Raw genomic sequence first — 20,523 nt, 5'->3', positions numbered from 1 at the left:
CCGTGACAGCTGTGGCCAGGTTTACGGGTCTGCCCGCGGGGTGTAACCGCCGAGCGAGGGTTCCAGGAGGTCGAAGGCCTCGTGGGCGGCCCCGGTGAGCGCGGCGGCGATCTCCTCGTGGGTCTGGCCGTCCACGGTCCGGCGCAGGGCCTCGTCGAACAGCACCCGGTGGACGGCGCCGAACTGCGCCGCCGCGATCCGGGCGGTCAGGCCCCCTTGATCGGACGTCTCGGCGAGCGCCTCGGCGAGGGCGGCCTCGCGCTCCTCGTGCAGCTCCCGGATGCGGGCGACCAGCGTGGGGCTCCCGGTGAGCATCCGGGCGAACGGCTCGCCGCTGAAGCCGATCAGCGCCTCGCGCCGGTCCACGGCGTCCAGGTAGGCGCGGCGGAGGGCGGCCAGCGCGGACTCGCCGGGCGCGCGGTCCCGGACGGTCCCGGCGAGCCACGCCACGAACTCGGCGTGCACGTCGAGCGCCAGGTCCTCCTTGCGCGGGAAGTAGTTGGTCACGGTCATCTTGGCGACCTGCGCCGCCTCCGCGATCTCGGCGATCGTGACCTTGTCGAAGCCGCGCTCAAGGAACAGCCGGGTCGCCGCGTGCGAGATGGCGAGCCTGGTCTGGCGCTTCTTCAGAGCCCGCAGCCCCTCCGCCCGTGGCTCCTGGGCCCTGGGCTCCCCGGCCCTGGGCTCCTCGGTCTTCGTCACGGCGGGCCACCCTCCGTCTTGGCCGTCATGGCGTCCATTCTGGCATGAACTTGGCCCAGTCCTATGTCTAGGACGAACCCAGAAATGAGGGCGTGACCGGGCTCACGGCGGGCCGGAAAGTTCCCGTGACGGGTCTCATGCCGATCACGATGAACCCGGCGGGATCACCGTCTCGTCACATCTCCATGTCCGGTTCGCCTTGATGTCGGACTTGCGTTGAGTTGTGGTGCCACAGTGGACGCCTACCGGGTGCGACGCCCGGGTGGTTCAGGGACTGGAGTGGCGGGATGGAGACCAGGCGGCTCCGGCGGCTTCTTGCCGCGGCGGCGCTGGCGACGACGGCGGTCACGGCCGGGACGGCGGCTTCCGTCCTGCCCGCCTCCGCCCCCTCGGAAGGCGCTCTGCGGGCGGGCGCGCCCGGCCTGGCGCCCCCGCTTCCGTGGACGGCCCCGATGCCCGCCGCCGCGGGCAGCCCGCTCGCCCCCGAGCAGGGCGGCCCCACCGCGGTCCGGTCCGAGCCCGGACAGGAAGCCCTGGACGGCCTGGACCCGGCGAAGCTCCAAGCCACCCTCGACGCCACCCACGAGGCCGGAATGCCCGGCCTGTCCTCGGCGGCCCGGGATGGCGAGACGTCCTGGCAGGGCTCGTCCGGCGTCGCCGACACCGCGGCCGGGCGGCCCGTCCGCCCGGACATGCGGCAGCGCGTCGGCGGCATCACCAAGACGTTCGTCGCCACGGCCGTCCTGCAGCAGGTCGACCAGGGACGCGTCCACCTGGACGACCCGGTCGGCGGCTATCTGCCCGACCTCGTCCCCGGCCAGCGCGGGCGCCAGGTGACCGTCCGGATGCTGCTGAACCACACCAGCGGCATAGGCGACTACATGCCCGCCGCGTTCCCGTCCCTGGACGACCCGTCCGCGGCGAGCATCGACGCGAACCGGTACCGGCACCTGACACCGCAGCAGCTCGTCGCGTGGGGCCTCGGCGCGAAGCCGGCCGGCGACCCCGGGCAGACCTGGTCGTACTCCAACACCGACTACGTCATCCTCGGCCTGCTGCTGGAGAAGGTCACCGGCCAGCGCGCGTCGGACTACATCACCGACAACGTGATCCGCCGCTCCGGCCTCCGCCACACGTTCTTCCCGAACGACGCGGCGATCCGCGCCCCGCACCCGAAGATGTACGAGTCGTTGCACGGCGTGCTCACCACGCCGCGCGACTACAGCGAGTACGACATGAGCTGGGCGTTCGCGTCGGCCTCGCTCGTCTCCACGCCCGACGACCTGAACCACTTCTACCGCGACCTGCTCACGGGCAAGCTGACCAGCAAGAACGCGCTCGCCGAGATGCAGAAGACCGTCCCGGTGAAGGACGCGGGTGGTCGGACCGTCCTCGACTACGGCCTCGGCGTCTACGCGCTGAACCTGCCCTGCGGCCGCTTCTGGGGCCACGACGGGACGGTCTGGGGCGCGGTGACCCAGTCCCTGACCAGCCAGGACGGCACCCGCCAGCTCACGGTCGCGGGCAACCGCAGCCGGTACCAGCGCCTCGACGGCGAGGGCGTGCCCCTCGCGGACCCGATCGACAACGCGCTCGGCTCGCACGTCATCCAGGCGCTCTGCGGCCCCTCGGACCCCTCCGACGCGACCGCGTCCGCGACGACGACCCGCTTCCTGCCCCTCACCTTCCTCACCCCGAACCCGTAAGCCCGAACCCGTAAGCCCGAACCCGTAAGCCCGAACCCGTAAGCCCGCCGAGGACCTAATGGGCTTCCGGGTCGTGGGCCAGGACGGAGCGTCCGCCGTCCACCGGGACGGTCGCGCCGGTGATGAAGGACGCCTCGTCCGACAGCAGGTGGACGACCGCCGACGCGACCTCCGCGGCCAGCGCGACCCGGCCGAGCGGGTGCAGCTCGCCCATCTGCCGCTCCACGTCGGCGGCGCGCTCCGGGCCGAGGTCGGCGAGGAACGCCTCGTACCGCTCGGTGCGCACCGAGCCTGGCGCGACGGCGTTGACGCGGATGCCGCGCGGCCCGTACTCGACGGCGAGCGCTCGCGTCAGCCCTTCGATCGCCGCCTTGGCCGTCACGTAGGGGACGCAGCCCGGGACGGCCCGCCGGGCCTGGTGCGAGGTGACGTTGACGATCGCGCCGGGCGTCCCGGCCGCGAGGAAGCGCCGGATCGCCGTGGTGCAGCCGGTCATCGGCATGCCGAGGTTCAGCGCGACCAGGTCCATCAGCTCTCGCGCGGACGTGTCGTGCGGGGACGCGTCGCGGAACACCGCGGCGTTGTTGACCCAGCCGGCCAGCGTCCCGGCCTCCTCGGCGAGGTCGGCGGCGCGCTCGGCGGTCGCGGCGTCCCCGGCGTCGCCGGTCACGGTCCGGACGCGCGGCTCGCCGGCGGCCCAGGCGAGCGCGCCGGCATCGCGCTCGACCGCGACGACGACGGCGTCCGGGACGTCCAGCAGGCGGGACACGACGGCGCGGCCGATGCCGCGGCCGGCTCCGGTGACGACGTGGGTGGTCTGCATCGTGGGGGTCTCCGTCCGGGAGTAGTGTTCCGGCCGAACCTTTTCGATCAAGGAGTACCCCCTGTGAAGAAGCTGCTGCCCGTAGCGGGGCTGGCCCTCGCCGTCCTGCCGCTGTCCGCGTGCGGCGCCGCGTCCGCCGCGCCGTCCCACGCCCGGCCGGTCGCGGCGCAGGTCACGGCCGCCGCGGACAGGTACCGGAACTACGCCGACCTCGCCCGGCACGAGAAGGAGGGGCGCGACTACAAGCGCGTCCAGCGGACCCCGCGCGGCGCGCGCGTCGCGCAGATCGCGATCCACGGCGGGCAGATCGAGCCGCCGACCACGCAGCTCGCGGACTACGCGTCCGCGACCGGCAAGGACGCGTTCTACTCGTTCGAGGGGCTGAAGAAGTCCGGCAACCAGGTGCTGCACATCACCTCCACGCACTTCGACGAGCCGCGCGCGCTGAAGCTGCTGAAGACGGTGAAGTACACGGTGTCCTGGCACGCGGCGAAGGGCGACACCGCGACCACCTACATCGGCGGCCGCGACACCGTCCTCTCGCAGAAGATCACCCGCGCGCTGCGCGCGAAGGGCTTCAAGGTGTCCAACCCGCCCGGGCGGATCGACGGCAACGACCCGAAGAACATCTGCAACCGCAACGCGCGCGGCAAGGGCGTCCAGCTGGAGATCACCACCGCGCAGCGCAAGGCGTTCTTCAAGGGCGGGCGGCTCGACGCCGCCTGGATCGCCGACCCGCGGCACCGCACGGCGGCGTTCTACAACTACGTCCGCGCGGTCGACTCCGTCCTCGCCTCCCTCTGAGCCGCCCTGCCGCTCCGAGCCGCCCTGCCACTCCGAGCCGCTCTGCCGCGCTGAGCCTCTCCGCGCCGATTCGGGGCTCTGAGCCGCTCCGATGCGGCGCGCCGGTGCTCGTTCAACGTTGTGAGCCGCTGCTAACGCGCGGCGCACTCCTGTTGCCTGGCTGCGTACCGCCGCGCTGATCACGTAGGACACAGTCGTCACCGTTCACCTTCCGGCTCCCAGGAGTGAGTGACGATGAAACTGCGGTCCATGATCAGCGCGGCCGTCCTCGGGACGGCGAGCGTGGCGGGACTGGCCGCGTCCCCGCAGGCGGCCGCGGCCGCCCCCGCGCGTACCGTCCCGTCGGGCGCCCCTTCGGGGTGCACCGCCACCGACGACGACATCTACGCGCCGTCGGAGAACATCTCCGGCGACCCGGGCGACCTGCTGGCCTGCGCCCCGGCCAAGCTGTCGAACATCCCGGGCGACATCCCGATGAAGGCGTGGAAGGTCCGCTACGTCTCCACCGACGCCAAGGGCGCGAAGATCGCCGTCTCCGGGACGGTCGCCGTCCCGGACGCGCCCGCCCCCGGCGGCGGCGCCCGCCCGACGGTCGCGTTCAACCCCGGCACGCTCGGCCTCGGCGAGCAGTGCGCGTTCTCCAAGCAGCTCGCGGGCCACTTCGTCGACATGTACGAGGGCGGCAACCTCGGCCTGTTCCTCAAGGCCGGGATGGCGGTCGCCGCGACCGACGGCGTCGGCTACCTCAAGGGGTCGACGCACACCTACGTGGTCGGCGCGAACGCCGGGCACGCGCTGCTCGACGCCGTCCGCGCGTCCCGGAAGATCCCCGGCGGGACGCTCACCGCGGACGGCCAGGTCGGCATCTCCGGCTACTCGGAGGGCGGGCAGGCGGCGCTCTGGGGCGCGCAGCTCGCCGCGTCCTACGCGCCCGAGCTCAAGGTCGTCGGCGCGGCGGCGGGCGGGGTCCCGGGCGACCTCAAGGTCACCGCGAAGTTCCTCAACGGCGGCGCGTTCGCGGGCTTCGCCGCGGACGCCCTGGTCGGGCTGCACTCGGCCTACCCGGAGATGCCGTTCGACAGCCTGATGAACGACGCGGGCAAGAAGGCCGTCCAGGACGTCAAGTCCAACTGCCTCTACGGGACGCTCGCGGTGTTCGCGGGCCAGCACGTGGAGAACTTCTCCACCGACCACCTGACGCTCGACCAGATCTACGCGCTCAAGGGCCCGGACGGGACGTCCTGGGGCGAGATCGTCGACCGGCAGAAGCTCGGCGTGGACATCGGGCCCGCGTCGTCCGGCGCGAAGTACAAGATCGGCTTCCCGGTGTTCCAGTACCGCGGCTGGCTGGAGGAGATCATCCCGCACGAGACCGAGGACGCCACGCACGACGCCTACTGCAAGGCCGGCATCAACACGACCTGGAAGAACACCTACCCGACCGAGCACCTGACCACCGACTGGGGCGCGGCCGGGGACGTGACGAACTTCCTCGCCGACCGCTTCGCCGGGAAGCCGGTGCAGAGCAACTGCTGAGCGGCGGCTCCTGAACCGCGGATTCCGCGGTCCATCGACCATCTCGGATACGGACGGCCCGGGCGCGTGGGGTGCCCGGGCCGTCCGCCTGTCCTGCTCGACGCGTCGCTCACTTCCGGGCGCCGCGCGGGCCGCGCGGGCCGCGCGAGCCGCGCAGGCCGCGCAGCAGGTCGCGGGTCTCGGCGCGCCGGTCGTAGGCGATCAGAGCGAAGATCACGCCCAGGGCCAGCGGGAACGCGGCCCAGCCGGGGACGAGCCAGACGACCTGCGTCACGGCGGCGCCGATCATCAGCCCGATCAGGCCGGTCGCGGCGAGCCCGGCCAGCCGCGGGACGACCAGCCCGATCGCGCCCGCCGCCTCGATCGCCCCGGTCACGTACCGGAACCACTGGCCGACGCCGATCTTCGCGAACGTCTCGACCGCGTCCTTCTGCCCGGCGAACTTCGGCATCGCCGAGGCGATCAGCAGGAACAGGCCGAGGAGGATCTGCAGCACCCACAGGACGGTCCGGCGGCGCGAGCGGGTCTGGGCGGAGGCGGCGGTGGCGTGGGCGGCGGTGGCGGTCGCGGTGGTCATGGCTTCGTCCTTCCGGTTCTGTTTCTCGTTTCGCCCATGCGTCGATCGGGTGCCGCCCGGATCGACATCCGCCGGAAGTTTTTTCTAAGAAAGTTCGCCGGCCCGCTTCCGCAGCACGACCCGCTCCGCATCGTTCCTGGTCAGCTCGGCCGCGCGGGTGAACTCGCGCGCCGCCGCGGCCCGCTCTCCCAGCCGCGCGAGCAGGTCGCCGCGCACGCTCGGCAGCAGGTGGTAGCTCCTCATGGACGGCTCGTCCGCCAGCGCGTCCAGCACGTCCAGGCCGCGGCGCGGGCCGAACGCCATGCCGAGCGCGAACGCCCGGTTCACCTGGACGACCGGGGACGGCTCGGCCCGCACGAGCAGCTCGTACAGGCCCGCGATCTGCGTCCAGTCGGTCTCCTCGGCGGACGCGGCCTGCGCGTGGCAGGCGGCGATCGCCGCTTGCAGCACGTACGGGCCGGGCGGAGCGCCGATCTCCTGCGCCCGCAGGAGGGCGTCGAAGCCGCGTGCGATGAGCAGCCGGTCCCAGCGTCCACGGTCCTGCTCGGGTAGCGGGACGGGCGCGCCGTCCTCGCCGACCCGTGCGCGCGTGCGAGAAGCCTGGATCTCCATCAGCGCCACCAGCCCGTGCACCTCGGGTTCGCGCGGCGCGAGTTCGGCGAGGAGCCGGCCGAGGCGGAGCGCCTCCTGGCAGAGGTCCACGCGGAGCCAGTCGGATCCGGCGGTCGCCACGTACCCCTCGTTGAAGACCAGGTAGACGACCTCCAGCACCGAGTCGAGCCGCGCCGCGCGCTCGGCGCCCTCCGGCGCCTCGAACGGCACGCCCGACGCGCTCAGCGTCTTCTTCGCCCGGACGATCCGCTGCGCGACGGTCGCCTCCGGCACCAGGAACGCCCGCGCGATCTCGTCCGTGGTGAGGCCGCCGAGCATCCGCAGCGTCAGCGCCACCCGCGCGGGCCGCGACAGCACCGGATGGCAGGCGGTGAACACCAGGCGCAGCAGGTCGTCGGCGATCTCGTCCGGCTCGGGCATCTCGGCGGCCTCGTCCAGCGCCTGCCCGATCTCCTCCACCTTGCGGGCGAACGTCTGCTCGCGCCGGATCCGGTCGATCCCGCGCCGCTTGGCGACCGACATCAGCCAGGCGCCCGGGTTGTCCGGGACGCCCTGGTCCGGCCACTGCTCCAGCGCGGCGACCAGCGCGTCCTGCGCCAGCTCCTCGGCCAGCCCGACATCGTTGACCAGCCGCGCGAGCCCCGCGATGATCCGCGGCGCCTCCAGCCGCCAGACCGCGTCGATCGTCCGGTTCACATCCCTCACGCGCCCGATCAGAGCACCTGAGCACCGGAAACGGCAACACACCCGCCGCGCGATCCGGCAGAGCCACCGGCGCCCAGACGGCAACACGCCCGCCGCGCGGGCGCGCGACGGGCGTGAGTGAGGGGGGACGGACTACTGGCCGGGCATGTCCTCCGGGCCGTAGACGCGCTGGATGGTGCCCCGGCCGCTGCCGACGATGGCCCAGAAGCGGCGGGACAGCTCGATGGCCTCCTCCTCGTTCCGCGTCTCGATAAGGGCGAACCCGGCCACGAACTCCTTGGCCTCGCTGAACGGGCCGTCCACGACCTCGGCCTTGCCGTCCTTCGCGACGATGTGGGTGGCGCGCGGGTCGAGGCCGCCGGTGGCGAGCAGCACGCCCGCCTTGCTCATCTCGGCGATGAACGCGCCCATCCGGGCCTGGAGCTCGGCGTCCAGCTCGCCCTGCTCGGTACCGTCGTCGACCGTCATCAGCAGGAACCGCATCTCGTTCTCCTTCGCTCGCGGTGTCGCTTGCACCAACGCGTCGATCGGAGCGCGGCCGGATCGACATGACACCCAAACTTTTTTCAGAGCATCATGGCGTACGTCCTGACCTGCGGAAAAGGGCCAGGCCGCCCGCGAGGCCGAGGGCGGCCAGCGCGGCGGTGACGGCGAGCCCCGCGAGGACGGTCCCGTCGGCGTACTCGCCGAGGTACAGGTGCCGGACGGCGTCCACGGTGTAGCGGAACGGGACGATGCGCGACGCCGCGTCCAGCCAGCCGGGCGCGAGCGTCATCGGCAGCAGCAGGCCCGCGAGCAGCATCAGCGGCAGGACGGTCGTGTTCGCGATCGCGGCGAACTCGGGCGCGGTCCGCACGTTCATCGCCAGCCCGTAGGACAGCATCGACAGCGCCGCCGACAGCAGCGCGACGAACACGAACCCGAGCAGGACGCCGCCGACCGGCGCGCGCAGCCCGAAGGCGACGCCGAGCAGCACGAGCAGCGCGGACTGGACGACGAGCTGGACCACGTCGCGCAGCATCCGGCCGAGCAGCGGCGCGGCGGGGTGCAGCGGCGTGACGCGCATCCGGTCGATCACGCCGACCTGCCGCTCGATCAGGATCCCGAGCCCGACGAACATCCCGCCCAGCAGCGCCAGCTGGACGAGCAGCCCCGGCACGAACGCCTGCCAGGCCGTCCCGCCCGTCCGCAGGTCCAGCCTGGACAGCAGCGGGCCCATCAGCGCGAGGAACAGCAGCGGCTGGAGCATCCCGAAGGTCAACGCGGTCTTGGAGCGGAGCGTCTGCCGCAGCGAGCGGCCGAAGATCACGCCGGTGTCGGCGATGAGTCGGTTCATCAGGGTTCCCTAGACGGCGGCGGGCGCGTCGGTGGCGCGTCCGGTGATGGCGAGGAAGGCGTCCTGGAGGGTGGCGGCGCCGTGCCGGGCCTTGAGGTCGGCCGGGGTGCCCTCGGCGACGACGGCTCCGGCGTCCACGATGACGAGCCGGTCGGCGAGGGCGTCCGCCTCGTCCAGGTAGTGCGTGGTGAGCAGGACGGTCGTGCCGTGCTCGCGCCGGACGCGCCGGACCAGGTCCCACAGGTCGGCGCGGCTGCCGGGGTCGAGGCCGGTGGTCGGCTCGTCCAGGAAGAGCACCTCGGGGCGGTTGACCAGGCCGAGCGCGATCTCCAGGCGGCGGCGCTGGCCGCCGGAGAGCGCGGCGGTCGGACGGTCCAGGAGGTCGGCGAGGTTCAGGTCGGCGGCCAGCTCGGCGGCGCGCGCCCGCGACCCGGCCCGGGGCAGGCCGTGCATCCGGCCCTGCGTGACGAGTTCCTCGCCGACCGGGCAGTTCGGGTCGAGGCCGCCGGACTGCGCGACGTAGCCGATCCGGGCGCGCACCCCGGCCGGGTCGGCGAGCAGGTCGCGGCCCGCGACGACGGCCCGGCCGCCGGTCGGCGGCAGCAGCGTGGCGAGCATCCGGACGGTCGTGGTCTTCCCGGCGCCGTTCGGCCCGAGGACGCCCAGGACCTCGCCGCGCTCCGCCGACAGGTCGAGGCCGCGCACCGCGTGGACGGGCCCCGACCGCAGCCGGAACGTGCGGCTCAGCCCGTGGACGTCGAGAACAGGGGAGGTCATGCCGGACAGGAAAGCACAACGGATGAGAAAATTACAACTGACTGAAAGTTTCGTATGGCATGTAAGCTGGCCGCCGTGACGGAGAGCCTGCGCGAGCGGAAGAAGGCGGCGACCCGGCGGCACCTGGCCGAGGTCGCGACCCGGCTGTTCGTGGAGCGCGGCTTCGAGGCGGTCACGATCGCCGAGGTCGCCGAGGCCGCGGACGTGTCGGTCAAGACCGTCTACAACTACTTCGGCGCCAAGGAGGATCTCGTCCTCCCCGAGGGCCAGGCGTCCGCGGACCGGCTCGCCGCGTTCGTCCGCGACCGCACGCCGGGCGAGTCGGCGGCCCGGGCCGTCCTGCGGAACCTGCGCGCGGAGCTGAGCCGCCGCGACCGCACCGTGGGCCTCACCCTCGGCTACGGCCGGTTCATGCGGATGGTCCGCGAGTCGCCGACGCTGCTCGCGCGCTTCGACCGCGTCGGCACGGACATGCGCGAGGCCCTCGCCGCCGAGCTGGCCGCCGCGACCGGCGCGTCCCCGGACGACCTGGTGACCCGGCTCGTCGCCGCGCAGATCGCCTGGGTGCAGGAGCGGATGTTCGCCGAGATCGCCGACCGCACCGCCCGCGACGAGCCCCCCGGCGACATCGCCGCCGCCATGCACGACCTGCTGGACGTCATGGAGTCCCTACTCGGAGACCGCGTCCTCGACTACGCCACCAGGGAACCCGAATGAGCACCTTGTTGAAACGCTGAGGGTCAGTCGCGGCCGGTGAGTGCGAGGGCCAGCCCGGCCGCCGCGCAGAGCACACCCGGCACCAGTAGCGCGATCGACGGATGCGAGGTCGCGAAGGCTCCGGCGACCGCCACTCCGAGCGTCGCGCCACACTGCCGGACGGCGTTGAGCAGCCCGCCCGCCGATCCGGCGGTGCCGTCCGGCGCGGCGGCCATCACGGCGGCGACGAGCGACGGCAGCGCCAGCGCGACCCCGCATCCGGTGAGCAGCAGCCCGACCGTCAGGACGTGCGAGGCGAGCAGCACCGCGCCGGCCGCCAGCAGGGCCGTCCCGCCGAGCAGCGGGGGCCGCGGTCCGAAGCGGGCGACGAGCCGTCCGGTGATGGGAGGGCCGAGGACGAACGGCACGGTCATCGGCAGGATCGCCAGCCCGGTCGCGACCGGCCCGCGGTGCAGCGTCAGCGGCAGGACGAACAGGTCCCCGGTCAGCGTGAAGTTGACCGCCGCCCCCACGCCCAATCCGACCAGCATCCCCCGGCTCCGCAGCAGAGCCGGATCGACCACCGGCCCCACCCGGCGGCGCTCGCGTGCCTCGCCGCGACCATCTTCCAGCGGCGCGTCACCCATGCGGCTGCGGCGTTCGAGCAACACCAGGGTGAACGCGGCCGCGATCGCGGCGGCCGCGGAGAGTGCCGCGTGGAGCCAGGCGCGGGCGCCGGCGGCGATCAGGGCGTCCGTCGCCAGGCCGAGGGTCGCGCAGACCGCGAGCTGCGAGCGGACGTTGATCCGGCGCGTCCCGCGCGGGACGCGGACCGCGGCGCCCGCCGTCAGCGCGAGGACGGCGACCGCGATCGGGCCGTTCACCACGAAGACCGCGCGCCAGCCCGCCGCGCCTACCAGCAGCCCGCCGAGCACCGGGCCCGCCGCGACCGCGCTGCCGCTGACCGCCGCCCAGGTCGCCAGGGCGCGGGTGCGGGCCGGCGCGTCCGGGTACAGCCGCGCGATCATCGCCATCGAGGCGGGGACGCAGGCCGCCGCGGCGATGCCGAGCAGCCCGCGCAGCGCGACCAGCGCCCACAATCCGGGAGCCGCCGCGCAGAGCAGCGAGAGCGCCCCGAACCCGGCGATCCCGGCGCGGAACATCCGGTGCGCGCCGAAGCGGTCCGCGACCGCGCCGGACGTGAGCAGCAGCGCCGCGAACACGACGGTGTAGGAGGTCGTCGCCCATTGCAGACCGGCCGTCGAGGCGTGCAGCGAGGACGCGAGGTCCGGTTCGGCCACCGACAGGACGGTCATGTCGAGCAGCACCATGAAGTAGCCGAGCGAGACGCCGAGCAGCGGGACCGTCCGCGAGCCGGCCGGCGCCCTCGTCGCCGTAGCGGTGATCGTCATGCCCCACAGCCTCGGCGGACGGCGCGCCGGGCTCCACCGGCCGTCGCGTACGCTGCGTTCGGAAAATCCGAACGGTCGCGCGGCGGGAGCACGCGAGCGCGCGGGAGAACGTGAGAGAGCGCGGAGAGCGCGGAGAGCGCGGGAGAGCGCGGGAGAGCGCGGAGAGCGCGGAGAGCTGAGGGGGCGGCATGGAGCTTCGGCAGCTGCGGGTGTTCGAGGCCGTGGTCCGGCACGGCACGGTGACCGACGCGGCGGTCGCGCTCGGCCTCGCGCCGTCCAGCGTCTCGGCCCGGATCCGCGCGCTGGAGGAGTCCCTCGGCGTCCCGCTGTTCGACCGGACGGCCCGCGGGATGCGGCTCACCGCGTCCGGCGAGCGCATGCTGGCGTGGTCGCGGCGCCTGCTCGACGCGGCCGAGCAGGCGCGGAGCGAGGTCGTCGGCGCGGCCTCGGCGCTGCGGCTCGGCGCGCTGGAGACGATCGCCGCGACGCACGTCCCGCGCGTCCTGGCCCGGCTGGCGGCCCGTTCGCCGGGCATCGCGGCCGAGGTGGCCGCGTCGAGCTTCCGGGACGAGCTGCTCGCCGACGTCACGGACGGGAAGCTCGACGCGGCGCTGCTCCTCGACACCGGCGACTCGCTCGGCGACCTCGGCTTCCCGCCGCCCGAGGAACCGCTGACGTTCGTCGATGTCGAGCCCGTCCCGCTCGTCCTCGTGGCGGCGCCGGGCCACGCCCTCGCCGGGCGGCACGGTCTCGTCCGGGACGACCTGCGCGGCGAATCGCTGCTGGTCAACGTGCAGAACTGCTCCTTCCGGCTCGCCGCCGACCGGTTCCTCGGGCCGGACGTCGCGCGCGTCCGGGCCGGGGGAGTGCCGGTGCAGCGCGCCTGGGCCGAGCAGGGCCTCGGGGTCGCGCTGCTCCCCGCGTTCGCCGTCGCCGAGGCGCTGCGGGCGGGCGCGCTCGTCGGGCTCGACCTGCCGGTTCCGGACATCAGCCTGCGACTGGTGTGGCGGTCGGACCGGGAGGCGCTTCCCGGGCTCCGTGAGCTGCTGTACGCCTGCGCCGCCGCTCCGGTCGCCTGAGCACCGGATTAAGGACAGGCCGATAGCCGCCGGCCCGTCGCGGCATTTCTGGTGAAGGTTGCGGTTTGCCCAAGAAACGATGACAGGGGCTTGTGGCACGGTTCACGTTCAGCTGATCATCGGCGTCTATGTGGCATCCGGGGCTGGTACTGCGGCGGATGGCCAGCGACCGGACCCTGGTGATGGCGGCGTGCGCGACCGCGCTGTTCGCCACCACGGTCCTCGCGGCCCTCGTCGGCTACGCGGGGGCGGTGACCCGCGACGGGCTGCACCGCACGCTCGCGCAGGACGCGCAGATCGGGGCGGCGGTCGTGGTGACCGTGCTGCCCGGCCAGAACGCCGAGACCGGCAGGCAGCTCGACCGGACGCTCCGCGCGACCTACGGGAACGTCCCGTACCGGCTGGAGCAGACCGCGCACAGCGACACCTACACGCTGCCCGGCCAGGAGCGCGCCCAGCACCCCGAGCTGACCAAGTTCGCCACCTACGCCGACATCGACAAGCACGCCAAGCTGACCGGCGGGCGCTGGCCCGCCGCCACCTCCGACGGCACCGCCGAGGCCGTCCTGCCCACGCAGGCCGCCCGCGCGATGCGGCTGAAGCCGGGCGCGGTCTTCACCGTCCGCGGACGCGTCGACAAGTCGTCCGCGATCAAGGTGCGGCTCGCCGGGACGTTCGACGTGCTGCGCCAGGACGACTACCTCTGGCACCGCGACCGGCTCGTCACGACGGGCTCCGAGCAGCAGAACTACACGACCTACGGGCCGCTCGTGCTGCCGCCCGACGTCTACCGGGCCCGGTTCGCGGCGGCGGGCGGGGATGTCACCTGGTTCGTCCGCAACGACCTGTCCCACCTGGATGTCTCCGGCCTCCGGACGCTCGGCCACCGCATGCAGGACGCGACCGTCTCGCTGCGCAAGTACGGCGACGGCACGACGTTCGCCGTCACCAGCGACCTGCCCCAGCTCGCCGAGCAGCTGACGAGCGCGGTGCTGGTGGCGCGGTCCACGATGTTCGTGCCGGTTCTCCAGCTCATCCTGCTTGCCGGGTACGCGTGGCTCCTGGTCGCGCGGTTGCTCGCCGACCACCGGCGCACCGAACTCGCCCTCATGCGCACGCGCGGTGCCGGGATGCGGCAACTCGCCGGAATCACGGTCGCCGAAGGGTTCGCGGTCGTCCTACCGTCCCTGCTCATAGGGCCATTGCTGGCCAACCCGCTACTCCAACTCGCCGGGCACGCGCCCGCTGTCAAAGCGACCGGGATGCGGCTGTCGGCCGGATCACCGGGCACGCTCTGGACGGTCGCCATCGTCGCCGCGCTCGTGTTCGTGGCCGCCGTGACGGTTCCGACGCTGCGCGCCGTCCGCGGCACGTTCGTGGAGACCGAGGCCGCGATCAGCCGCGGCCGCCGCAGCGCGTGGGCGGGCACCGGCGCCGACCTCGCGCTGCTCGTCGTCGCCGGGCTCGGCGTCTGGCAGCTCACCCGCTACGGCAGCACGCCCCGGGTGTCCGGCGCGGGCGGGATCGACCCGTTCATCGTGTCCGGTCCGGCGCTCGCGCTGCTCGCGGGCGGCGTGCTGATGCTCCGGCTCGTCCCGGTCAGCTCGCGCGCCGCCGAGAGGTTCACCGCGCGCGGCCGCGGCCTCGCGCCCGCGCTCGGTGCCCGGCAGGTGGCCCGGCGGCCGCTCCGGTACGCCGGACCCGCGCTGCTGCTCGTCCTCGCGATGGCCGTCGGGGTGCTGTCCGCGACGACGATGAGCACGTGGCGGCGCTCGCAGACCGAGCAGGCCGACTTCCGCGCCGCCGCCGACATGCGGATCAACGAGCCCGCCGGGGACGTCGCGCTCGGCCCGCTCGGCCGCGGCGCGCGCTACGCGTCCCTGCCCGGCGTCAAGGACGCCCTCCCCGTCGCGCGGCGGCCCGCCACCTACGGCAACGCCGAGGGCTTCCTGCTCGCCGCCGACGCCCGCAACCTCGGACGCGTGCTGCGGGTGTCCCCGGGCCTCGCCCGCTCGCTGCGGCTCGGCGCGCTGGCGGCCGCCCGTCCCGCGACGCACCTGATCCCGCTGCCCGGACGGCCCACGAAGCTGAGCATGGACCTGCGCCTGACCTCGGACGGGACCGCCCCGAGCATCCCGCGCGACAGCTACTTCGGCCCCTGGGACCCGTTCGCCTCCATCTACGAGGTCACCGCCCTCCTCCAGGACGCGCGCGGCGTCGCCTACTCCGTCGACCTGACCGGCCTCAAGGCCGACGGCAAGGACAAGACCCTCACCGTGGACGTCACGTCCCTGTCCGGACCGCAGGGCGTCATCTCCTACCCGCTGTCGGTGCGCGGCCTGCGCTGGGCGGACGGCGACAACCCGCTGCACGGGCCGCTGTCGCTCGACGTGCTCGGCATCCGCGGCGAGGGCCCCGGCGGCGGCCCGGCCGCGCTGCCGGCGGGCGCGGGCTGGGACCAGTGGTGGGACGACGGCACCGGACCCGGCGCGCAGCAGCGGAAGGTGACCGCCGCGCAGCGCTCCGGCGTGCTGCTGGCCTCCGCGATCCCCGCGACCGAACTGGCCGGCGGCTTCTCGTACGGCGCGCCGACCGCGCGGGTGAACATGCTCGTCGCGCACGGTGACGCGCCGCCGCACGAGAACGAGACGTCGGGCGCGGTCCCGCCGCTGCCGGTCGTCACCGGCGTCATCGACCGGTCCCTCGCCGACCGGGCGCACGCCAAGGTCGGCGACACGGTCCAACTGCACCTCGGCACCGGCCAGCAACCGATCAAGGTCGCCGGGATCGTGCCCGCGCTGCCCGGCCTGGACACCGGGACGGACGGCGCGCTGGTCGACCTGCCGACGCTCGCCGACCGCTGGCAGGCCTCGGGCGGCTCCTCCGACACGGGCGCGAACCCCGACGAGTGGTGGCTGTCGCTGCGCGACACGCGGACCGAGCCCGCCGCCGCGGCGATGCGCCTCCACGAGAGCTGGGGCGACGTCGCCGCCGACCGCGTCCAGCTGCGCAAGAACCTGCGGGACGCGCCGCTCGCCGCGTCCCTCCAGGGCGCGCTGCTGCTCGGCTTCGGCGCCGCGCTGGCCTTCACACTGATCGCCTTCACCGTGAACGCCGCGGTGGCCGTCCGGGAGCGGGCGCGCGAGTTCACGGTGCTCCGCGCGCTCGGCCTCGACCAGCGCCAGGTCTCCGGGATGCTCGCGGTCGAGCAGGCGATCCTGGTCGGCCTCGGGCTGCTCGGCGGGCTCGCGCTCGGCCTGGTCGTCGCGAAGCTGGTCGTGCCGCACATCGTGCTGACCGTCCAGGCCGCGCCGCCCTACCCGCCCGCGACGCTGGTCGTCCCGTGGCTCGCGGTCGGCGGCCTCACCGCCGGGGTGGCGGCGATGCTCGGCCTTGTCCTGCTGGTCGTGATCAGGATGCTGCGCAGGCGCGGCCTCGGCGGGGACCTGCGCGCGGGGGAGGACCGATGAACGGGCCACGGCTCCGGCTCGTCCGGACGCACTGGGCGGCGCTGCTCGCGGTGACCGTCCTGACGGCGGTCACGACCGCGCTCGCCGTGGTGTTCCCGGCGCGCGCCGTGCACGGCTACGACGACGCCGCGACCGGCGTGCTGGGGACCGGGTCCTCGGTGAACGTCAGCGGCGCCGCCGGCGGCAGGAACGCGCTCAACCTGTTCGCCAACCCGACGGCCATGGTGCCGCGCGGCGCCGCCTGGCACGGGCTGATGCCCGCGCGGCTCGGCCACGCCACCCAGGAGGCCGACCCGTTCGCGTTCGCGCCGAAGGTGCCCGTCCGGCGGCCGCCCGGCCAGCGCCGCGCCGTGCTCGACCTCATCGCCAACGGAGTGCTCGCCGGCCCCTACAAGGTGCTCCAGGGGACGGGCTACATGGACCCCGCGGTGCCGCAGATCGCCGTCACCCAGGAGACCGCGGAGCTGTTCGGCCTCAAGATCGGTTCCGTGGTCCGGTACAAGAACGGCGACGGCAGCCTCCCGGTCACCGTCGGGCTGATCTTCAAGCCGGAGGACCCGGGCAGCGGCTACTGGGCGGACCGCGGTTCGACCACCAACCCGCACGTCCAGGTCGACAACGACGGCGCGGAGTGGCTCGTCGGCGGCGCGCTGATGAACTACGCCGCCTACTCCCAGTACCTGAACCAGACCAACGGCCAGTTCACCTTCACCTGGCGCTTCCCGGTGAACTCCGCTGGGATCAAGGCGTCCGGCGTGCGGGACCTCGCCCGGGACCTCGACCGCTACCGGTCGGCCGTCTCCAGCCAGCAGGACATCTTCCCCTGCCAGATGCAGACCCCGCTGGACGCCCGGATCAAGGACTTCATCGGCCAGTACGCCACCGCGCAGGTGATCACCGGGCTGGCCTTCAGCGGGCTCGCCGCCGTGCTCGTCGGCGCGCTGCTGCTCGGCCTGGCGCTGTTCACCGAACGCCTCCGCAGCGCGCTCGCCGTGCAGCGCGCGAGAGGCTCGTCGCTCTTCCAGCTGTTCCGGACGATCAGCTGGCTGACCGCGCCGACACTCCTGCCAGCGGCGGCGGCCGGGTGCGGTGTCGGACTGCTCATCCATGCCGGGCCCCCACAAGTGGTGTCGATCTACCTGGCCGCGGTCGTCGCTCTGATCGGCATCGGGTTCCCCTGCGTTCTCGCGGCGCGCTGGAACCGCGGCGCGGTCCTGACCACGCGGCGACCGGAGACGACCACGCCGAAGACGTCCCGGCGGCGGCTCGTCCTCGAACTGCTGGTGCTGGGCCTCGCCGTGGTCAGCCTGGTGATCCTGCGCCGCCGCGGCCTCGCCGCGCAGGCCGAGCTGGGCGCGGACCCGCTGATCTGGGCCGTCCCGGTCCTGCTCGGCATCGCCGCCGGGCTGGTCGTGCTGCGCGGCTTCCCCTGGCCGCTGCGCCTGGCCGGACGGCTGTTCCGCCGGGGCCGGTCCATGGTCGGGTTCGTCGGGTTCGCCCGCGCGTCCCGGCAGCAGGTCGTCACCGTCCTGCCGCTGGTCGTGCTGCTGCTCGCGGCGTCCGTCGCCGGGTTCGGCGCGACCGTGGACGCCGCGCTCGAACGCGGCCAGGGCACCGCCGCCTGGTACTCGGTCGGCTCCGACGCGCAGCTCAACGCCACCCAGTTCGACTACCGCCTGCCGCAGTGGCTCAAGTCCGTGCGCGGCGTCACCGCGGCCGTGCCGCTCCGCACGATCCCGGACGCCGGCGTCGGCGGAGCGGTCGGCGACGGCAAGCCGGAGATCACCGTGATCGCCGTGGACCTGGACGCGCTGCGCGGCGTCTCGGGAGGCGCCGCCCGGTTCGTCCCGGCCGCGCCCGCCGACCCGAACGGCATGCTGGTCTCCCCGGAGGCCGTCCAGTCCGTCGGGACGAAGCCGACCACGCTGAACTGGTTCAACAAGTCCCTGCCCGTCCACCCGGCGGGGATCGTCAACCGGTTCCCCGGCCAGGACGCCACCACCCCGTACGTGATCATCCCGTTCCGGATGCTCACCGACATCGACTCGTTCCCGACCCGCGTGTTCGTCCAGGGGAACGGCATCGACCGGACGGCCCTTGACAAGACCGCGCGCAGGGCCGTTCCCGAATTCGCCACCAACTCGATCGGGCCGTCGTTCGTCCGGTACCGGGGCGATGTCGAGCACGAGCTCAAGCAGGGGCCGATGGTCCAGGTCGTCCACAAGGCGTTCGCGGAATGCGCGCTCATCGTGACCGCCTACGCGCTGCTGTCGGTTCTGCTGGTCCTCCTCGTGGGCGCGCGCGAACGCGGACGCGCCATCGCGCACCTGGAAGTCCTCGGACTGAGCCGCCGGCAACGCCGGACGCTCGCGCTCATCGAGATCGGACCGGTCGTGCTCTGCGCCGTCCTGATCGGCTGGCTCGTCGGCATGCTGCTGCCGCGCCTGACCGGCCCGGTGGTGAACCTGCGCCCCTACACGCTCGGGTTCGCGGCCTCCAACCACGCCGTCGAACCCCTGCACCTGGCCGCGCTCGCCGCCGTCCTCGCCGTCGCCGGGCTCGCCGCGACGGCCGTGGACCGGCTCTTCGACGCCCGCCACCGGCTGGGCGAAGTGCTTCGAACGGGGGAGGAGACATGACCGAGACCCCGAGCCTCGCGGAACTGGAACGCCGCGCGACCGACCGCGGCCCGGCCTACGGCGAGGGCGCGCACATCGTGTGCGACAACCTCGTCCGCATCTACAAGGCGGACGGCATCGAGGTCGTCGCGCTCCAGGGCCTGGACCTGCTGGTCGACCCGGGCGAGCTGATCGCCATCGTCGGCGCGTCCGGATCCGGGAAGTCCACGCTGCTGAACATCCTGTCCGGGCTGGACGTCCCGACCGCCGGCGTCGCCCGCGTCGGCGGCATCGACCTGCTGACCATGAAGGCCGCGCAGCGGCTCACGTTCCGGCGCGAGAAGGTCGGCTTCGTCTGGCAGCAGACCGCCCGGAACCTGCTGCCCTACCTGACCGCCGAGCAGAACGTCCAGCTGCCGATGCGGTTCGCCGGCCGGGCCCGCGGCGACCGCCGCACCCGCGCCGCCGAGCTGCTCGGCGTCCTCGGCATCGGCGAGCTGGCCGGACGCCGCCCCGCCGAGCTGTCCGGCGGGCAGCAGCAGCGCGTCGCGATCGCCGTCGCCGTCGCCAACGAGCCGGACGTCCTGCTCGCCGACGAACCCACCGGCGAGCTCGACTCCGCCACCGCCGAGCAGGTCTTCGACGCGCTGCGCCGGGTCAACACCGAGCTCGGCACCACCACCGTGATCGTCACGCACGACCCGCACGTCGCCGAGGAGGTCGACCGGACGGTCGGCATCCGCGACGGCCGCACCAGCAGCGAGGTCCGGCGGCGCAGCACCGTCGACGCCGAGGGGCGCACCGTCCGGATCGCCGAGGAGTACGCCGTCCTCGACCGCGTCGGCCGCGTCCAGCTGCCGCGCCGCTTCATCGACGAGCTGGGCATGCGGGACCGGGTCCGGCTGAACCTCGAACCCGACCACGTCGCCGTCCACCGGGCGGAGGAGGGACCGGACAGTGACTGACCCGACCGCCGACCCCATTCTCGCGGTGACCGACCTGGTCCGGACGTACCGGACGGGCAAGGTCGAGGTGCAGGCCCTGCGCGGCGTCTCGTTCAGCGTGGGGCGCGGTGAGCTGGTCGTCCTGAAGGGCCGTTCCGGCTCCGGCAAGACCACCCTGCTCAACCTGATCGGCGGCCTCGACACCGCCGACTCCGGCACCGTCCTGCTGGACGGCCGCGAGGTCACGTCCCTGGACGAGGACGCCCTGGTCCGGCTGCGCCGCGAGACGATCAGCTTCGTGTTCCAGTCGCACGGCCTGATCCCGGTGCTGTCGGCCGCCGAGAACGTCGAGGTCCCGCTGCGCCTGGCCCGGACGGCCCCCGCCGAGCGGGACCGCCGCGTCGCGACGCTGCTCGCCCTCGTCGGCCTCGCCGACCACGCCCGGCAGCGCCCCTACGAGCTGTCCGGCGGGCAGCGCCAGCGGGTCGCGATCGCGCGCGCCCTGGCGTCCCGCCCGCGCCTCCTGCTCGCGGACGAACCGACCGGCCAGCTCGACTCGGAGACCTCCCGCGCGATCATGCCCCTGCTGCGCGCCGTCATCGCCGCCGAGGGCGTCACCGTCCTGGTCGCCACGCACGACCCCATCGTCATCGACCACGCCGACCGGCTCCTCGCCATCACCGACGGCGTCGTGACCGAGGAGCCCCTACCGGCAAGAACCTGACC

Annotated in this window: 17 protein-coding genes; 9 read left to right on the top strand and 8 right to left on the bottom strand. The window is 73.7% G+C overall.

The window, feature by feature from the left end:
* Positions 1–21: 21 nt before the first annotated feature.
* Complete coding sequence (locus FHU30_RS11635) at positions 22–702, bottom strand: TetR/AcrR family transcriptional regulator (protein ID WP_253874835.1); 681 nt, start codon at positions 700–702, stop codon at positions 22–24.
* Positions 703–989: 287 nt separating this feature from the next.
* On the opposite strand from FHU30_RS11635, the gene FHU30_RS11630 reads away from it, so the two are divergent.
* Complete coding sequence (locus FHU30_RS11630) at positions 990–2,408, top strand: serine hydrolase domain-containing protein (RefSeq protein WP_253874834.1); 1,419 nt, start codon at positions 990–992, stop codon at positions 2,406–2,408.
* A 55-nt stretch (positions 2,409–2,463) separates the two neighbouring features.
* Here FHU30_RS11630 and FHU30_RS11625 read toward each other — a convergent pair whose 3' ends face one another.
* Complete coding sequence (locus FHU30_RS11625) at positions 2,464–3,231, bottom strand: SDR family NAD(P)-dependent oxidoreductase (protein WP_253874832.1); 768 nt, start codon at positions 3,229–3,231, stop codon at positions 2,464–2,466.
* Between the two features lie 63 nt (positions 3,232–3,294).
* Here FHU30_RS11625 and FHU30_RS11620 point away from each other — a divergent pair, with 63 nt between their 5' ends.
* On the top strand, positions 3,295–4,035 hold the full coding sequence (locus tag FHU30_RS11620; protein ID WP_253874831.1) for a poly-gamma-glutamate hydrolase family protein: 741 nt from the start codon (positions 3,295–3,297) through the stop codon (positions 4,033–4,035).
* A gap of 234 nt (positions 4,036–4,269) precedes the next feature.
* Positions 4,270–5,571: a lipase family protein gene (locus tag FHU30_RS11615; protein WP_253874829.1), complete on the top strand. Its 1,302-nt coding sequence runs from the start codon at positions 4,270–4,272 to the stop codon at positions 5,569–5,571.
* A gap of 109 nt (positions 5,572–5,680) precedes the next feature.
* On the opposite strand, the gene FHU30_RS11610 is transcribed toward FHU30_RS11615, so the two are convergent.
* The 5 genes from FHU30_RS11610 to FHU30_RS11590 form a co-directional block, all read right to left on the bottom strand.
* Positions 5,681–6,148 carry a DoxX family protein gene (locus FHU30_RS11610; RefSeq protein ID WP_253874827.1) on the bottom strand — a complete coding sequence of 156 codons (468 nt, stop codon included), beginning with the start codon at positions 6,146–6,148 and terminating at the stop codon, positions 5,681–5,683.
* An 84-nt stretch (positions 6,149–6,232) separates the two neighbouring features.
* The gene (locus FHU30_RS11605) at positions 6,233–7,465 is read right to left on the bottom strand and encodes an RNA polymerase sigma factor (protein WP_253874825.1); all 1,233 of its coding nucleotides are present in this window, start codon (positions 7,463–7,465) and stop codon (positions 6,233–6,235) included.
* 132 nt (positions 7,466–7,597) lie between these two features.
* Positions 7,598–7,948 (bottom strand): YciI family protein, encoded by a 351-nt coding sequence (locus tag FHU30_RS11600; RefSeq protein ID WP_253874823.1) that lies wholly within the window; start codon positions 7,946–7,948, stop codon positions 7,598–7,600.
* A 91-nt stretch (positions 7,949–8,039) separates the two neighbouring features.
* Positions 8,040–8,801: an ABC transporter permease gene (locus FHU30_RS11595; RefSeq protein WP_253874821.1), complete on the bottom strand. Its 762-nt coding sequence runs from the start codon at positions 8,799–8,801 to the stop codon at positions 8,040–8,042.
* 9 nt (positions 8,802–8,810) lie between these two features.
* Positions 8,811–9,578: an ABC transporter ATP-binding protein gene (locus FHU30_RS11590; RefSeq protein ID WP_253874819.1), complete on the bottom strand. Its 768-nt coding sequence runs from the start codon at positions 9,576–9,578 to the stop codon at positions 8,811–8,813.
* 75 nt (positions 9,579–9,653) lie between these two features.
* Between FHU30_RS11590 and FHU30_RS11585 the strand changes: the two genes are divergently transcribed.
* Positions 9,654–10,295 carry a TetR/AcrR family transcriptional regulator gene (locus FHU30_RS11585; protein WP_253874817.1) on the top strand — a complete coding sequence of 214 codons (642 nt, stop codon included), beginning with the start codon at positions 9,654–9,656 and terminating at the stop codon, positions 10,293–10,295.
* A gap of 23 nt (positions 10,296–10,318) precedes the next feature.
* Here the strand turns inward: FHU30_RS11585 and FHU30_RS11580 are convergent, their stop codons facing one another.
* The gene (locus FHU30_RS11580; protein WP_253874816.1) at positions 10,319–11,686 is read right to left on the bottom strand and encodes an MFS transporter; all 1,368 of its coding nucleotides are present in this window, start codon (positions 11,684–11,686) and stop codon (positions 10,319–10,321) included.
* 188 nt (positions 11,687–11,874) lie between these two features.
* Between FHU30_RS11580 and FHU30_RS11575 the strand changes: the two genes are divergently transcribed.
* The 5 genes from FHU30_RS11575 (at position 11,875) to FHU30_RS11555 (ending at position 20,521) form a co-directional block, all read left to right on the top strand.
* Entirely contained in the window at positions 11,875–12,765 is an 891-nt protein-coding gene (locus FHU30_RS11575; protein ID WP_253874815.1) for a LysR family transcriptional regulator, read from the top strand.
* A gap of 128 nt (positions 12,766–12,893) precedes the next feature.
* Positions 12,894–16,235, top strand: coding sequence for an FtsX-like permease family protein (locus FHU30_RS11570; RefSeq protein ID WP_253874813.1), 3,342 nt, complete (start codon positions 12,894–12,896; stop codon positions 16,233–16,235).
* Complete coding sequence (locus tag FHU30_RS11565) at positions 16,232–18,874, top strand: FtsX-like permease family protein (RefSeq protein WP_253874812.1); 2,643 nt, start codon at positions 16,232–16,234, stop codon at positions 18,872–18,874. The genes FHU30_RS11570 and FHU30_RS11565 overlap by 4 nt, the downstream gene beginning before the upstream one ends.
* Positions 18,871–19,818, top strand: a complete 948-nt coding sequence (locus FHU30_RS11560; protein WP_253874811.1) for an ABC transporter ATP-binding protein — start codon at positions 18,871–18,873, stop codon at positions 19,816–19,818. The genes FHU30_RS11565 and FHU30_RS11560 overlap by 4 nt, the downstream gene beginning before the upstream one ends.
* Positions 19,811–20,521 (top strand): ABC transporter ATP-binding protein, encoded by a 711-nt coding sequence (locus FHU30_RS11555; protein ID WP_253874810.1) that lies wholly within the window; start codon positions 19,811–19,813, stop codon positions 20,519–20,521. Before FHU30_RS11560 ends, FHU30_RS11555 begins: the two co-directional genes overlap by 8 nt.
* Positions 20,522–20,523 lie beyond the last annotated feature (2 nt).

Origin of the sequence: Actinomadura rupiterrae, from assembly GCF_024172125.1 — a bacterium.
Taxonomy (GTDB): Bacteria; Actinomycetota; Actinomycetes; order Streptosporangiales; family Streptosporangiaceae; genus Spirillospora; species Spirillospora rupiterrae.
This window is presented reverse-complemented; position numbering and strand designations above follow the sequence as displayed.